General features: G+C 63.0%; 16 protein-coding genes. 5 read left to right on the forward strand and 11 right to left on the reverse strand.

Annotated elements, in window-relative coordinates; translation table 11 throughout:
* Positions 1–111: 111 nt before the first annotated feature.
* Positions 112–1,314, forward strand: coding sequence for an amino acid aminotransferase (locus E4Q08_RS14830; protein WP_034909044.1), 1,203 nt, complete (start codon positions 112–114; stop codon positions 1,312–1,314).
* 6 nt (positions 1,315–1,320) lie between these two features.
* On the opposite strand, the gene E4Q08_RS14835 is transcribed toward E4Q08_RS14830, so the two are convergent.
* The 3 genes from E4Q08_RS14835 to E4Q08_RS14845 all read right to left on the reverse strand — a co-directional run bounded on the left by E4Q08_RS14835 (position 1,321) and on the right by E4Q08_RS14845 (position 5,043).
* Entirely contained in the window at positions 1,321–3,186 is a 1,866-nt protein-coding gene (locus tag E4Q08_RS14835) for an AsmA-like C-terminal region-containing protein (RefSeq protein ID WP_169070959.1), read from the reverse strand.
* Positions 3,187–3,541: 355 nt separating this feature from the next.
* Positions 3,542–3,880: a hypothetical protein gene (locus tag E4Q08_RS14840; protein ID WP_034909042.1), complete on the reverse strand. Its 339-nt coding sequence runs from the start codon at positions 3,878–3,880 to the stop codon at positions 3,542–3,544.
* A gap of 134 nt (positions 3,881–4,014) precedes the next feature.
* Positions 4,015–5,043, reverse strand: coding sequence for a PstS family phosphate ABC transporter substrate-binding protein (locus E4Q08_RS14845; RefSeq protein WP_169070960.1), 1,029 nt, complete (start codon positions 5,041–5,043; stop codon positions 4,015–4,017).
* 237 nt (positions 5,044–5,280) lie between these two features.
* On the opposite strand from E4Q08_RS14845, the gene E4Q08_RS14850 reads away from it, so the two are divergent.
* Both E4Q08_RS14850 and E4Q08_RS14855 read left to right on the forward strand, forming a co-directional pair.
* Positions 5,281–6,033, forward strand: a complete 753-nt coding sequence (locus E4Q08_RS14850; protein WP_034909041.1) for an SDR family oxidoreductase — start codon at positions 5,281–5,283, stop codon at positions 6,031–6,033.
* A gap of 12 nt (positions 6,034–6,045) precedes the next feature.
* Positions 6,046–6,906 (forward strand): pyruvate, water dikinase regulatory protein, encoded by an 861-nt coding sequence (locus E4Q08_RS14855; protein WP_169070961.1) that lies wholly within the window; start codon positions 6,046–6,048, stop codon positions 6,904–6,906.
* 54 nt (positions 6,907–6,960) lie between these two features.
* Here E4Q08_RS14855 and E4Q08_RS14860 read toward each other — a convergent pair whose 3' ends face one another.
* From E4Q08_RS14860 to E4Q08_RS14895, 8 genes are all read right to left on the reverse strand, one after another.
* On the reverse strand, positions 6,961–7,281 hold the full coding sequence (locus tag E4Q08_RS14860; protein WP_169070962.1) for an AzlD domain-containing protein: 321 nt from the start codon (positions 7,279–7,281) through the stop codon (positions 6,961–6,963).
* Entirely contained in the window at positions 7,278–8,006 is a 729-nt protein-coding gene (locus tag E4Q08_RS14865; RefSeq protein WP_211203441.1) for an AzlC family ABC transporter permease, read from the reverse strand. The genes E4Q08_RS14860 and E4Q08_RS14865 overlap by 4 nt, the downstream gene beginning before the upstream one ends.
* A 17-nt stretch (positions 8,007–8,023) precedes the next feature.
* Positions 8,024–8,968 (reverse strand): metal ABC transporter substrate-binding protein, encoded by a 945-nt coding sequence (locus E4Q08_RS14870; RefSeq protein ID WP_211203442.1) that lies wholly within the window; start codon positions 8,966–8,968, stop codon positions 8,024–8,026.
* A gap of 18 nt (positions 8,969–8,986) precedes the next feature.
* Entirely contained in the window at positions 8,987–9,868 is an 882-nt protein-coding gene (locus E4Q08_RS14875) for a metal ABC transporter permease (RefSeq protein ID WP_034914801.1), read from the reverse strand.
* Positions 9,865–10,662, reverse strand: a complete 798-nt coding sequence (locus E4Q08_RS14880; RefSeq protein WP_211203443.1) for a metal ABC transporter ATP-binding protein — start codon at positions 10,660–10,662, stop codon at positions 9,865–9,867. Before E4Q08_RS14880 ends, E4Q08_RS14875 begins: the two co-directional genes overlap by 4 nt.
* Positions 10,659–10,802 carry a hypothetical protein gene (locus E4Q08_RS14885; RefSeq protein ID WP_169070963.1) on the reverse strand — a complete coding sequence of 48 codons (144 nt, stop codon included), beginning with the start codon at positions 10,800–10,802 and terminating at the stop codon, positions 10,659–10,661. The genes E4Q08_RS14880 and E4Q08_RS14885 overlap by 4 nt, the downstream gene beginning before the upstream one ends.
* A 106-nt stretch (positions 10,803–10,908) precedes the next feature.
* Complete coding sequence (locus E4Q08_RS14890) at positions 10,909–11,106, reverse strand: zf-HC2 domain-containing protein (RefSeq protein WP_248594935.1); 198 nt, start codon at positions 11,104–11,106, stop codon at positions 10,909–10,911.
* Positions 11,106–11,756 carry a sigma-70 family RNA polymerase sigma factor gene (locus E4Q08_RS14895; protein ID WP_169070964.1) on the reverse strand — a complete coding sequence of 217 codons (651 nt, stop codon included), beginning with the start codon at positions 11,754–11,756 and terminating at the stop codon, positions 11,106–11,108. The genes E4Q08_RS14890 and E4Q08_RS14895 overlap by 1 nt, the downstream gene beginning before the upstream one ends.
* Positions 11,757–12,080: 324 nt before the next feature.
* Between E4Q08_RS14895 and ald the strand changes: the two genes are divergently transcribed.
* Both ald and E4Q08_RS14905 read left to right on the forward strand, forming a co-directional pair.
* Positions 12,081–13,199, forward strand: coding sequence for an alanine dehydrogenase (gene ald / locus E4Q08_RS14900; protein ID WP_169070965.1), 1,119 nt, complete (start codon positions 12,081–12,083; stop codon positions 13,197–13,199).
* Positions 13,200–13,309: 110 nt separating this feature from the next.
* A complete protein-coding gene (locus tag E4Q08_RS14905; RefSeq protein ID WP_034919202.1) occupies positions 13,310–13,693 on the forward strand; it encodes a DUF6394 family protein in 384 nt (127 codons plus the stop codon).
* Positions 13,694–13,701: the final 8 nt, after the last annotated feature.

Genomic DNA, 13,701 nt, shown 5'->3' on the forward strand with positions numbered 1-13,701 from the left:
GTCCCGCGGACCAGATTGCGCCTCCGGTGAATGAAGTCAGCCATGCACAACCGGTTTCGTCCAGGCGCAACGGACCCATTCTGACCAACTGAGCAACTGAGGAAAAACTGCATGACCGCTTCGATTTTCGCTGCCGTGGAAATGGCCCCACGCGATCCCATTCTCGGCCTTACCGAGTCATTCAACGCCGACGCCCGCTCGACCAAGGTCAATCTCGGCGTTGGCGTGTACCTCGACGGCAGCGGCAAGGTTCCCCTGCTTTCTGCGGTCAAGCTGGCCGAAAAGGCCCGTCTGGAAGCCATGCCGCCGCGTGCCTATCAGCCGATCGACGGTCTTGCCGCCTACAACCAGATCGTACAGAAGCTGCTTTTCGGCGCCGACTCGGCACTCCTCGCGGATGGGCGTGTGCTCACCATCGAAGCGCTGGGCGGCACCGGCGCGCTCAAGGTCGGTGCCGACTATCTACGGCGACTGCTGCCCGACGCCACGGTGTACCTCAGTGATCCGAGCTGGGAAAATCATCGCGCACTTTTCGAGAATGCAGGCTTCACGGTGGCGACCTATCCCTACTACGATCCGGCGACGCGTGCCGTCAATTTCGCCGCCATGCAGGCTGGACTGAATGCCTTGCCGGCGGGTTCGATCGTCGTTCTGCATGCCTGTTGCCATAATCCGACCGGCGCGGATCTCGACGCAGCACAGTGGCGCCAAGTCATCGACGTGCTCAGCGCACGTGGCCTCCTGGCCTTCGTCGACATCGCCTATCAGGGTTTTGCCGACGGCCTCGAAGAGGATGCACTGGCGCTCCGGCTGTTTGCCGAGTCCGGCCTGCAGTTCCTCGTGGCGAGTTCGTTTTCAAAATCGTTCTCGCTGTACGGAGAGCGCGTCGGCGCCCTGTCGGTGGTCACCGCCAACCGGGATGAAACGGCGCGCGTGCTGTCACAGATCAAGCGCATCGTCCGCACCAACTACTCCAGCCCGCCGACGCATGGCGGTGCCATCGTTGCTGCGGTATTGTCCAGTCCGGAACTGCACCAGATGTGGGAAGAGGAACTGGCAGAAATGCGCGGGCGAATCCGCGCCATGCGCATCAGCCTGGTGGACAAGCTGCGGGGCAGGGGAGTCAGCCAGGACTACTCCTTTGTCATCCGGCAGCGGGGGATGTTCTCCTATACTGGGCTGAGCGTCGAGCAGGTCGACCGCATGCGCGAGGAATTCGGCATCTACGCCGTGAGCACCGGTCGAATCTGCCTGGCAGCGCTGAATACGCACAACATCGACTACGTGGCTGACGCCATCGCGGCCGTTCTTTAACGGCGATCAGCGCTTGGCCGTCTGCGTCAGCGGCGACTTGAGGGGGCCGCTGATCAGGATCAGCCGGCTGCTGTGATCGGCCTGGCCGCGCATCAGAACGTCCATCCTGCCGCGCAACTGCAGATTGCGGCTCAGTTCGATCTGCCCGCTAGACTGCATCAATCCGGCATTCAGCAGCAGGCGCGAAAAGAGGAAAGCGTTTGGCGTTACCGTGATGGCGCCGGACAATTCCTCGAAACGGGTCCAGCCGCCCAGCGTAGCGGGCGCAGCCGATGCCCGGCGTACCGCCTCGGGAAGATCGATGCCACCCAGTCTGCCGCGATGCATGGTGAAGTTTCCATTGGCCTGGAGAGCGGCAGGCAGACCCGGCCAACTGGCCGAGTTTGCCGAGAATTTCAGCTTGCCATTGGTCTCGCCTTCGAATTGCCCCCCAATTCCCAGGGCTTCGCCGAGCTTCCGGGCATTGATCCGCTCGAACGACAGTTCACCAGCAATGGCCGCTTGCTGTCCATCACGCAGTATCACCGCTGCGCGTACCAGGCCATCGAAAATCCGCGACTCGAAGCTGTCGATGACCCAATCGCTTCCTTCGATTGTGCCCTTCACGTTCAAGGAATCAAACAGATACGGCGAACCCTGCGCTACCCGCCAGGCGATCGCATCGATCTGAACCGCGACCCCGCGCTCGCCCGGGTTGAGCTTCAGCTGCAGGCTGCGGTCTTGCGAGCGCAGCGAGATCGATTCCAGGAGGTGATCGGCAGAGAGTTCGCACTGGCCATCCATTTCGCCAATGACCAGTTCGGCGAACGAGAATGCCGCATTCCTGAGCGTGACGCGCAGCACGCCGGCCCGGGCTGACTTGCTTTGGGCAGAAGCAAGCATCCGCGACAGATTCGCGACCGCATTCGCTGACAGCCTGAGGTCGCTCAGCTCTACCTCCTTGAAGAGAATCTTGTCTGCCCGCAGCGTTAGCAGTGCGGGCTGCAGCCGGACCTCGGCGATCTGAACCCTGTCGTCTCCCTCACCGAGACGTACATTGCCGAGCAGCATGCCCGGCCGCGGGTAGAAGCTGACATGCATGCGATCGATTTTGGCAGGCTGCCCGGTGCTTTGCGCCAGGCTGGCTTCCACTTCCGGCAGGTAGTTGGCGTAGGGAAAGAACAGCGCCAGAAGAAAGAGCAGGGCACAGAGCAACAATCCCCCCAGCAGCAGGCTCAGCGACCAGGTCAGCGACCAACGCGGGCGGCTACGCCGGATCGGTTTGAGATCCGGCTGGTCGTCAGCAGTGGCGGGCCTGGTGATGGCCTTCAGACGATCCATCAGGGATGGTCTCGGAACCGCTACGTCGGCTGTTTCCAGCAGCGCCGCTGTGGCTTCCCGGTTCAACGGTATGGCCGCGCCGGAATGCAGACCACCACTCAGTGAAGGCTGGGGCGTGAGCAGGCCCGAGGAGTGCGAAAGTCGGCCTTCCCGATTTTCCGGAAATGGAATGATCCGGCTTTTCTGAGCATCCGAGAGGGGTGGCTGGGCCGGCGCTGCCGGCGGCTTCTCGCCAAAGGTGGAGAATTCGGAGACTACGCGGATGGCCGTTGCCACGACGCCTGTGGGCGAGTCCTTGGCGTGCCGCCAGACCGAGTTTTTCTCGACTCGTCGCTCGATGAAACCATCGTTTTCCAGTTCGAGCAGCGCGTTCTGGGTGATCGGTGCATTGCCGGTCTTTTCGCACAACTCGGCAACTGTGGCGTTGCCATCGACGAGAATGAGGACCATCCGGATGTTTCTCTGGACGACCCGCGTTCGTTGCAGCATCGCTTCCTCACCGGCCGGTGTCTTGGCGAAAACCAGATTGGCATCGAGCAGATCAGGGTCCATTTTCTTGGCAGGGCCGTAGGATCAAGGAATGGTTCAGCAGTGGGCAAGATCGAATTGTGCGCCTTGTCGGCGGGTGGGAAAAGCGGTGACGATGTGGGTTGCCGGTTTCACCTTGATAGCATAACCGGCCTGGCCCATCCCTGCACGACAAATTGCCTGCTTGTGAATCGTGCGTGTAGCGTTGGCCAGACCGGCAGGCGGGCTGGCCGTTCACTCCGGCAGCGGCGCTGGGCGGTAATGAACGGCCAGCCAGACGCCAGAAGTCAAACGCACTCCGCCTCGCCGGTGTGGGCGAGGCGGAGTGGGATCCTTTGCAACAGTGTGAGCAATGTGCGGAGCCGCCCGGCGCTGCCAGCTATTCGTTTTCTCCGGTCGCAGGTTCCGGAGCGATGACGTCGCGGATCGCAGTCTTCAGCTCGCTGCGGTCGAGATGGACGAGCAGCAGCAGACCGGCGCGAACGAGTTCTTCCTTGCTGGCGGAGACGCCCTTGCGCGCCAGTTGCTTTTTCAGCTTGGAGAGTTCGAGGAATTCGCTTTTCGTCAGGCGTATCTTGCAGCGAACCGTTTTTGCGGTTTGTTTCCCTTTTTTCCGGGTCGGCTTCTCGGCAGTTTTTCCGGCGAGCCTTCTGAGTTTGAGTTCGTGTGCGGCGGCGGCAATCGGGTCATCGCCGGGAAGTGTGGCTGATGCGGACATTCAAATCTCCGTGACAGGATGCAACAGAAGCGGTTCAAGGGGCAACGGGGGCGCTGGATTGGCCAAAGGCTGTCCGGCGCCTCGTCGCGGGAGGGTGTTTTCTCCGGAGGGAGGCTCCGGAGTGGTGGCGATGCTCAGGAACCGTGCATCAAAGCTTCGAGCAACTTGCGCATGTCCTCGGGCCGCGGGCGGGCCTTGTTCTCGCCGCCATAGACGCTGCCGACTTTCCTGGCAGTGACCCGTTCGAGGTTCTCGCCATATGCCCGTGCCGGCAGGGGCAGATAGTTCGCTTCCACGACCAGACGGGCAGCATTCTTCATGCAGAAGTCGATGAAATCCTTGACCGCGGGTTTTTCGAGCGATTTTTCATTGACATAGAGGAAGACTGGACGCGACAGCGGCTGATAGCTGCCGTTGCGAATGTTGGCGACCGTCGGCAGGACGGCATCCTTGCCGTCACTGATCGCCACAGCCTTCAGCTTCTTCTCGTTTTCGACGTAGTAGTCGAGGCTCAGATAGCCCAGTGCGTCCTTGTCGTCGGCGATCCGCTGCGCCAGCACGGCGTGGTCTTCGGCGGTGTTGACGTCGCTGCGGCTGGACTTGGAGGCGCCAACGACGACTTCGGTGAAGGATTCAAAAGTTCCCGAATCGGCGCCTGGGGCATAGAGATTGATCTTCTGGGCCGGCCATGCCGGGTTGAGATCCTTCCAGGTGTTGATCCGACCCTTCGCGCCCGGTTCCCAGAGTTTTCTCAGCTCGGCGACGCTCAGACTGTTTACGAAAGTATTCTGCGGATTGACCACCACGGTCAGCGCATCGTAGGCTATTGGCATTTCGTAGAAGCGGACGCCGGCTTTGGCGCATTCGTCCATTTCCTTCTTCAGGATCGGCCTCGAGGCGTTCGAGACGTCGGTCTCGCCGCGGCAGAACTTCGCGAAACCGGCGCTGGTTCCGGAAACGCCGATATTGACATGCACCTCGTGCAGTTTGGCCCGCTGAAAATCCTGGGCAACCGCCTCGGTGATCGGATAGACCGTGCTCGAACCGTCGATCCTGACCACAGGTGCAGCGCCAATGGCCAGCGGACTGAAAGCCAGGGCAGCAGCAAAAGCGACTGCGGGAAAAAACGAAGTTGCAGCTGAGTCTGACAGATCGCGCTTCATGGGAAGTCTCCGTGACTAGAATTGATCGAAACGACACCGAGATTATGTGACAGATTTGTGACGGATTGATGACGGAGCGTCGCTGCATCCGCCTGGTACCGCCAGGCGAACGACGACCGTCCTGTCCGCGGCTCCGCCCACACGCGCGCGCGACGAGCCGTTTGCGTACCGGCACGCATCGCCCGATAATGCGCACTGGCGCCGGGTCGACAGGCCGGCAGAACTTGGGAGCGTGTGATGGATCTGTGGGCATGTCCGGCGGTAGTCACTGGAGCGGCATCGGGCCTGGGTGCCGAAACGGCACGCTATCTCACCGAGGCGGGTGCCAAGGTGACGGTGATCGACATCGACGCCAATGGCGTCCAGAAACTTGCCGACGAGATTGGCGCCTATGCCATTCCCTGTGACGTCGCCGATGCGCTGTCGGCGGAAAAGGCGATCGCCATGGCGCGCGCGGCGCATGGCGCGGCGCGCGTACTGGTGCACTGCGTCGGCCGCGGCCACTGCAATCCGATCGTCGGCGCCGATGGGCCGATGCCGCTGGAAGATTTCCGCCAGCTCGTCGAGGTTAACCTGATTTCGACCTTCAACATGATGCGGCTCGCCGCCGCCGACATGGCGGGCCTGCAGCCGCTGGCCAACGGCGAGCGCGGCGTCATCCTGTCGACGGCCTCGGTCTCGGCCTACGAAGGACAGAGTGGCGAGGCCGCGTACGCCGCCTCGAAGGGCGGCGTCGTCAGCATGATCCTGCCGGCGGCCCGCGAACTCGGTCCCCTGGGTATCCGCGTCGTCGGTATCGCGCCTGGTCTGTTCGGCACGCAGACCCTGTTCGATATGGAAAAGAACCTCGACTCGCGGCTGGCGAGGCAGATCCCGTTTCCACACCGCTTCGGCGACCCTGCCGAATTCGCGATGCTGGTTTTGCATGTCCTCAAGAATGTCATGATCAACGGCAGCGTGCTGCGCCTCGACGGCGGCTACCACCGCTGAGAGGGCGGCGTGATGGCGAAGGAGAAGGGAAAGGACAAGGCGAAGGCGGCGCAGACCAGGACCATCGTCCTGCATCTCGTCTCGCATGCCTCGGGCGAGCTGGTCGAGATGCTGGCGCGCAACGCCGTCAACCAGCTCGATGGACTCGAGGTGAAACGCCGGCTATGGAAGATGGTCCGCCGCCTCGACCAGGTTCCCGAGATCCTCGGCGTACTCGCGAGTTCGCCGGGCTATGTCCTGCACAGCATCAGCCATGGCGATGTCCGCGCGGCACTCGAGGAGGGCTGTCACCGGCTCGACATCCCTTGCCAGTTTGCCCTCGAACCGCTGATCGGCCGGCTCGCCGAGTACTCCGGCGCCACGGTGCAGTTCCACAACAGTTCGGGCGACGCCTTTGACGAGGACTACTACCGTCGCGTCGAGGCCATGAAGTACACCCTGGCCCACGACGACGGCATCGGCAGCGATGATCTCGAGGGTGCCGACGTGATCATCGTCGGGGTTTCGCGGGCGACCAAGACGCCGACCTGCATGTATCTCGCCTCGCGCGGCATCAAGGCCGCCAATGTGCCGCTGGTGCCAGGAGCGCAGCCACCGCTCGCGCTCTTACGTGCAAGCAAGCCGCTGATCGTCGGGCTGACCGTCGATCCGGTGCGGCTGGCGATGGTCCGCGCAGCCCGCCTGACGGCGCTGCAGGACGACGCCAATACCGATTACGCCGATTACGATGGCCTGCGCAAGGAAGTGCTCGAAGCACGTCGCCTGTTCATCCGGCGCGGCTGGCCGATCATCGATGCCAGCCATCGCTCGATCGAGCAGACCGCGTCAATGATCATCGAGATGCTGCGCAAGCGGGCGGGCGAGGGGCAGTAGCACGCGGCCTGATCGGGCAGTGATGTGCGCGATTTGCAGCCGGTTCTTCCCGAGCTAGAGGAAGAATCGATGCACAAAGAACGCCGCAAGGCCGATGGCTATCGTCGCCAACAGATTGCGCGTGAGAATTCCGGCAGCCAGGCTGAGCAGCGCCGCGACCAGGTAGGGATTGGCAAACGAAACCTGCCACTCGTCGTTCGGCAACAAGACGGCGGGTACGGTGATCGCCGTCAGCACCGCCGGCGGGATGAACTTGAGCGAGACTTCGAGCCACGGCGCCAGGCGAATCCGGTCCGCCACCGCGAACAGAAAATAGCGGATGCCGAAGGTCACGATCCCCATCCCGACAAGCATCCAGACTTCAGCGCTGCTCATCGCCGCTGCTCCTCCCGGCGCGCGTCGATGATGCGCTGCGCCAGCAGGCCCGAGGCGATGCCGGCGAAAGCGGAAACGACGATCCCGAGCTTGTAGGGCATCGCCAGCGTGAGCAGCGACGCCGCCCCGGCCGTGAGAACAGAGACCAGGACCGGAATGGTTTTGACAAAAGGGATGATCATTCCGATGAAGGTCACCGGCATCGCCACATCGAGTCCCCAACTCTGGGCGTCGGGAATACGGTTGCCGAGCACCAGGCCGAGAAAGCACCAGAATTGCCAGTTGAGATACATGGCGATCGACGACCCGAGCTGGTACCAGTGCTTGCAAGGCGAAGAATCGCTCCTCTGGAAGCGGTGCACGGTCACCGCGAAGGTTTCGTCGGTCAGCCAGAACGCCAGCGGAATTCGCCATCGTTGCGGCAGATCCTTGAGATACGGGAGGAGGGTGGCGCTGTAGAGCATGTGGCGCAGATTGACGATCAAAGTCGTCAGCACGATGATCGCGACCGGAGTCTGGGCGGCGACCAGCCCGACGGCGATGAATTGCGACGAACCGGCGAAAACCAGCGCCGACATCAGGATTGCCGCCGTCATCGACAGACCCGAGGTGGCAGCGATGGCGCCGTAAATCAGCCCGAACGGCAGCGCCCCGAGCAGCAGCGGCAGCGTATCTCGGATTCCCGAGAGGAATTCGTGCCGTTTGATGATTTCCGGGCGATTCATGGTTTCCTTCCAGGCACTCAGTCAGCCAGTGCCGCCGCCAGCGTCTTGGCGTTCTGCCGCATCATGCCGAGATAGCTGTCGGCCGTGCTGCCGGGTTTCGCCAGCGAGTCGGAGTACAGCGTGCCGCCGATGCGCGCACCCGATTCATGGCTGATGCGTTCGAGCAGGCGCGGGTCGGCGATGTTTTCGATGAACATCGCCTTGATCTTTTCCTTGCGGATCTGCCGGATGATCGCGCCGACCTCGCCGGCCGACGGCTCGGCATCGGTGCTGACGCCGACCGGGGCGATGAAGTGGATCCCGTAGGCGCGGCCGAAGTAGGCGAAAGCGTCGTGTGAGCTGACGACTTTGCGCCTGTCGGCCGGCAGGGCACTGAAGGTGGCGCGGATTTCGCCGTCGAGAGTCGCCATCGCCTGCTCCAGGCGGGCTGCGTTGGCCTGATAGATGCTGCGGTTTGGCGGGTCTGCATCGCCGAGTGCTGCGCTGATGTTGGCGACGTAGCGGCGAGCGTTGGCGAGATCCTGCCAGGCATGCGGGTCGAGGCCACCGGTATGCTGGTGATGGTCCACCTGCTTGCCGGCATGCGCCGATGGCTGGCGCAGTGCGTTGATCCCCTGGCTGGCGACGAGCAGCGTGCCGCGATAGCCGGATGACTGGATCAGGCGATCGATCCAGCCTTCGAAACCGAGCCCATTGACGATCACCAGCCGGGCCCGGGAAAGTGTCCTGGCGTCGGCAGGCGTCGGTTGATAGACATGCGCATCGGCGCCGGGTCCGACCAGGCTGTGCACCTGCACGCGGTCACCTCCGATCCGCTGTGTCAGATCAGCGAGGATGCTGAAGCTGACGACCACCGGCAGCGCTTCGGCGGCCGCTGCCCGGCTGTTCAGTACAAGGCTGGAGATACTCAGCAGTAAGATCACGGCGAGTCGGTACGGCATGCTCAGAATGGCTTCGCGCATCGGATTCCTCATCAGGGTTCAGCGTTCGAAATGCCAATCCGGCCGCCAGTGGCTGGCCAGCGGCCCGAGTGGTCCGACCACCATCGACAGCAGGTAGATGGCGCCGAGCGTCAGCACGATGGCCGGCCCGGCCGGCAGATTGGCGTAATACGACAGCAGCAGGCCGATCAGCGACCCGAAAAAAGCGGCCAGTACGGCGATCAGCAGCAGTGGGCCGAGCGTGCACACCCACAGGCGTGCCGCGGCCGCTGGCAGAATCATGATTCCCACCGCCATCAGCGTACCCAGCGCATGAAATCCAGCTACCAAGTTGAGCACCAGCAGGATCATGAAACCGTAGTGGGCAAGCGGTGCGAGGCGGCTGATGCGCGCCAGGAAAGCCGGATCACAGCCTTCGAGTGCGAACAGGCGCAGCCCGATTGCGAGCACGACCACCGATAGCGTAGCGAAACCGGCGAGCAGGAACAGTGCTGCATCGTCAAGCGCGAGCACGCTGCCGAAGAGGACATGCAGCAGATCGACGCTGCTGCCGCGCAGCGAGATGATCAGCACACCGGCGGAAAGCGAGAGCAGGTAGAAGGTCGCCAGGCTGGCATCCTCCTTGATCACCGTATTGCGCGCCACGCCGCCGGCCAGCACCGCCACTGCCAGACCGGCGACCAGGCCGCCGAGGGTCATCGCCGGTAGCGACAGGCCGGCGATCAGGTAACCGATGGCGGCACCCGGCAGGATCGCGTGCGACATCGCATCACCGGCCAGACTCATGCGGCGCAACATCAGGAAGACGCCAACCGGCGTCGCGCCGAGCGACAGCGCCAGGCAACCCGCCAGCGCCCGGCGCATGAAGCCGAACTCGATGAACGGCGAGAACAGTGGCAACGACGAGAGCGTTTCGGTCATGCACCAAGCCGATCGCTGTGACAGATCGCGGCGTGTGCCTCTTCGCCGCGGCCTTCGGCGAGCTGGCGAGCGCGCAAGAGGTTGGCTTCGCTGAGCACGCTCACGGTGTCGCCACGCGCGACGACTTCACGCGCCAGCAACAGCGTTTCCGGGTACTCCTGGCGAACATGTTCGAGATCGTGCAGGACGGCGATCACCGTTCTTCCCTCGCTGTGCCAGTGGCGCACCAGCGCCGCCAGGTCACGCACGCTGGCCGCGTCGATCGCTCCGTAGGGTTCGTCGAGCAGCACCAGCGGCGCATCCTGGAGCAGTACCCTGGCAAACAGCGCGCGTTGCAACTGGCCGCCAGAGAGCGAGCCAATCGGGCGCCCTTCGAGTCCGCTCAGACCGACACTGGCGATCGCCGTTTCGATGCGTGCGCGGCGCGCGCGGTCGAGGCCGGAAAAAGCGCCGATTTCGCGCCACAAACCCATCGCCACGAAGTCATGAACAATGATCGGGAAGCTCGTATCGAGCGTCGCCTGTTGCGTCAGGTAGGCGATCTGCCGGCGCTGCAGGCCGTTCCGGTCGATCCGCCCCTGCAGAGGTCGCAGTTCGCCGGCGATACCCTTGAGCAGCGTTGACTTGCCGGCACCGTTGGGGCCGACGATGGCCAGCAGACTGCCGGCAGCGACTTCGCCGCGCAGGTGGTGCACGGCTGGATGCCGGTTGTAGCCGAGCGTCAGGTTGTCAAAGCAGATCTGCACTTCGGCGGGTCGTGGCGAGAGTGGGTAAAGCGGTCGGGCAGCGTTCAATCGAGTGCCCAGAAAACGGTCATCCACAGCAGCAGCAGCGCAGCGATGGCCCACAACAGGCGTGTCGCGGCGCTGCTGCAGAGCACCGGATCGAGTTTCGGGATGCTAGCCAAGGGAGTGGAATGGGTGGGAATGGACATCAGGGAATCGTGCCGGCAGGAATAGTGGCTGGTCGAGGGCGGTGGCGAAGCGCGAATCTTGCCGCGTTCGGCCGCCAAATGCAACACTGTTGCAGAAACGGGTGTTTCAGATCGGCGGTGGCGGGGTGATATCGTCGGCAGCCAGCGGTTGCTGACACGCCTGCCGGAGGAAGGTCAGTTGCTTGTGGTAGTTGCGGCAGCCGACACAGATCAGCTTGTGCAGCCGCAGTGCAAAGCGATCGCTGCCGGCGAGATCGCGGTCCATTTCTTCCGACATCAGCCGGATGGCTTCCTTGCAGTTCATCAGCAGGCCCGATCTCCGTTCGCGAACCATTTTTGCTCGAGGCACAAGCGCAGCCCCATGCGTGCCCGGTGCAGAATCACCCAGCAGTTGTTGCTGCTCATCGACAGTTCCTCGCAAATCTCCCCGGTCTCCAGGCCAAGCATCTCGCGCATCATGAAGACACGCGCAGTCGCTGCCGGCAGGTGGTTCAGGCAGCTATCGAAGACCGCCCAGAAACGCTGGTTCTCAAAGCATTTTTCCGGGTCTCCCCAGTCCGCAGGGCGGGCATCGCGTTGCCAGTGGCCGTTGGCGGTGAACAGCGGGTCGAAATCGCTTTCATCGATCTCTTCTTCGGGCTCCTGGTAGCTCGGCTCGCGAATGCGTCGCCGGATGATGTCGACGATCTTGTTCTTGAGAATCGAAAAGACCCAGGTTCTGAGCTTGGCCCGCTCACCGAAACGGTCGGCCCCCTGCAAGGCGGCGAGCATGGCTTCCTGCACCGCATCCTCGGCGCTGGCCTGGTCACGCAACTGCAGCACCGCAAAGCGCAGCATCTCGCGCCGAAAACCGGTCAGTTCAGCAGCAATGCCCGCTGCCGCCGGCGGCAAGGTCCGGCTCCTGGCTCTGGGTGATGGTGTTTGATCGGCACTGTCGCCGGCGTTCGCGATCATGCGCTCGAACCGTCAGCAAAGGAGAAAGGGAGTCTGGCAAGAATCATGGCTCTCGGAAAACGATCGGCATGTCGGGAGCGCCGCCAGGGAGGGTGCAGGGGCGGCTGCCTCGAGCAGCACCCTGACAGTGTATACGCAAGCGGACGAGGGTGCGAACGAAAGTGTTAGCCGAAGTATGCATCGCGGGCCGGTTGCGGCGGCGCGGAGCAGTGCTCCGCGAAACCCCGCCTTCGCCTCCGCGAAGGGGAGGGCAGGATTCGTGAGTCATTGACGCGACTTTCATATTAAGATGAGCAGCCCGCAACCACTGGTAAGGAGACAGAGATGCACATCGGCGTACCCAGAGAAATCAAGAACCACGAATATCGTGTGGGCCTGACCCCGTCATCGGTTCGGGAAATGGTCGCCCATGGCCATCAGGTGACCGTCGAAACCGGCGCCGGCAAAGGCATTGGCGCCACCGACGAGGTCTACCAGAAAGCCGGTGCGCTCATCGCGCCCAGCGCTGCGGAGATCTTTGCCCGTGCCGAAATGATCGTCAAGGTCAAGGAGCCACAGGCTGGCGAGCGCGCGATGCTGCGCGAGGGCCAGATTCTCTACACCTACCTGCATCTCGCACCCGATCCCGCGCAGTGTGCCGATCTGGTCAAGGGCGGTGCCGTCTGCATCGCCTATGAAACCGTCACCCAGCCCGGCGGCGGTCTGCCATTGCTGGCGCCGATGTCGGAAGTCGCTGGCCGCCTTTCGGTTCAGGCCGGCGCCTACTGCCTCGAAAAGGCGCACGGTGGCATGGGCGTCCTGCTCGGCGGCGTCGCCGGGGTCCCGTCGGCCAGAATCGTCATCCTCGGCGGCGGTGTCGTCGGCTCGAATGCGGCACAGGTCGCCGTCGGCAGCGGCGCCCAGGTGGTGGTCATCGACCGCAACATCGACGTGCTGCGGCGCATGGACCGCCTGCTCGGCGCACGCGTGATCACCGTCTTTTCCAACCGGGACAACGTCGAGCAGCATGTGTTGCGTGCCGATCTGGTGATCGGCGGCGTACTGATTCCCGGTGCCGCAGCGCCCAAGCTGGTCACCCGCCAGATGGTCGACGCCATGAAGCCGGGTTCGGTGATCGTCGATGTCGCGATCGACCAGGGCGGTTGCTGCGAGACGGCCAAGGCCACGACGCATGCCGACCCGACCTATATGGTCGGCAATGTCGTGCACTACTGCGTTGCCAACATGCCGGGCGGCGTACCGCGCACTTCGACCTACGCGCTCAACAACGCGACCCTGCCTTTCGCGCTGCAGATCGCCGACAAGGGCTGGCGGCAGGCACTGCTGGACAACGAACACCTGCGCAATGGTCTCAACGTCGCCTTCGGCAAGGTCACCTGCCGCGAGGTTGCCGAAGACTTGAACTATGAATATCATGATGCGCTGTCGGTGATTGCCGGCTGAGGTTCAGCCAGACCGCGGCCGTCTCATTCCCAGATCTCGGCGACATCTGCCTCGGCGGTCGCCGTGATCTCAAACCTATCGGCGCAACGGCAGCCGGCCTGGATGGGGTCATGAATCTCGAGAAAGTGGTTTTCGGTTTCTTCATCGTTCTGGCTGCAACGCTGAACTTCGGTTTCTTCATCGGCGACATCGACCAACCGAAGCACCATCATATCTACGAGCTGTTCGCCGCAATCGTCGTCAACCTGATTGCCACGGTCCTGAAATTCGGTGATCGCACGCAGATCGGTGCGGTGCACCTGTCGACCAGCCTGGTTGCCGACCTGCAACTGGTGGCGGCGGCCTGCGTCTGGGGCGTCGCGGCGCATGTCACCGGCGAAGGCATGTCGCCGGACGTCACCATCAGCGTGGTTTCGCTGAGCGGTGGCGCGCTCTTTGCCAATGTCGTCTCGGTGATCCTGCTGATCGCCGAAACCGTGATGCTGCGTCGCTGAACTGCATC

It is taken from the genome of Candidatus Accumulibacter contiguus (assembly GCF_012940005.1).
Classification (GTDB): domain Bacteria; phylum Pseudomonadota; class Gammaproteobacteria; order Burkholderiales; family Rhodocyclaceae; genus Accumulibacter; species Accumulibacter contiguus.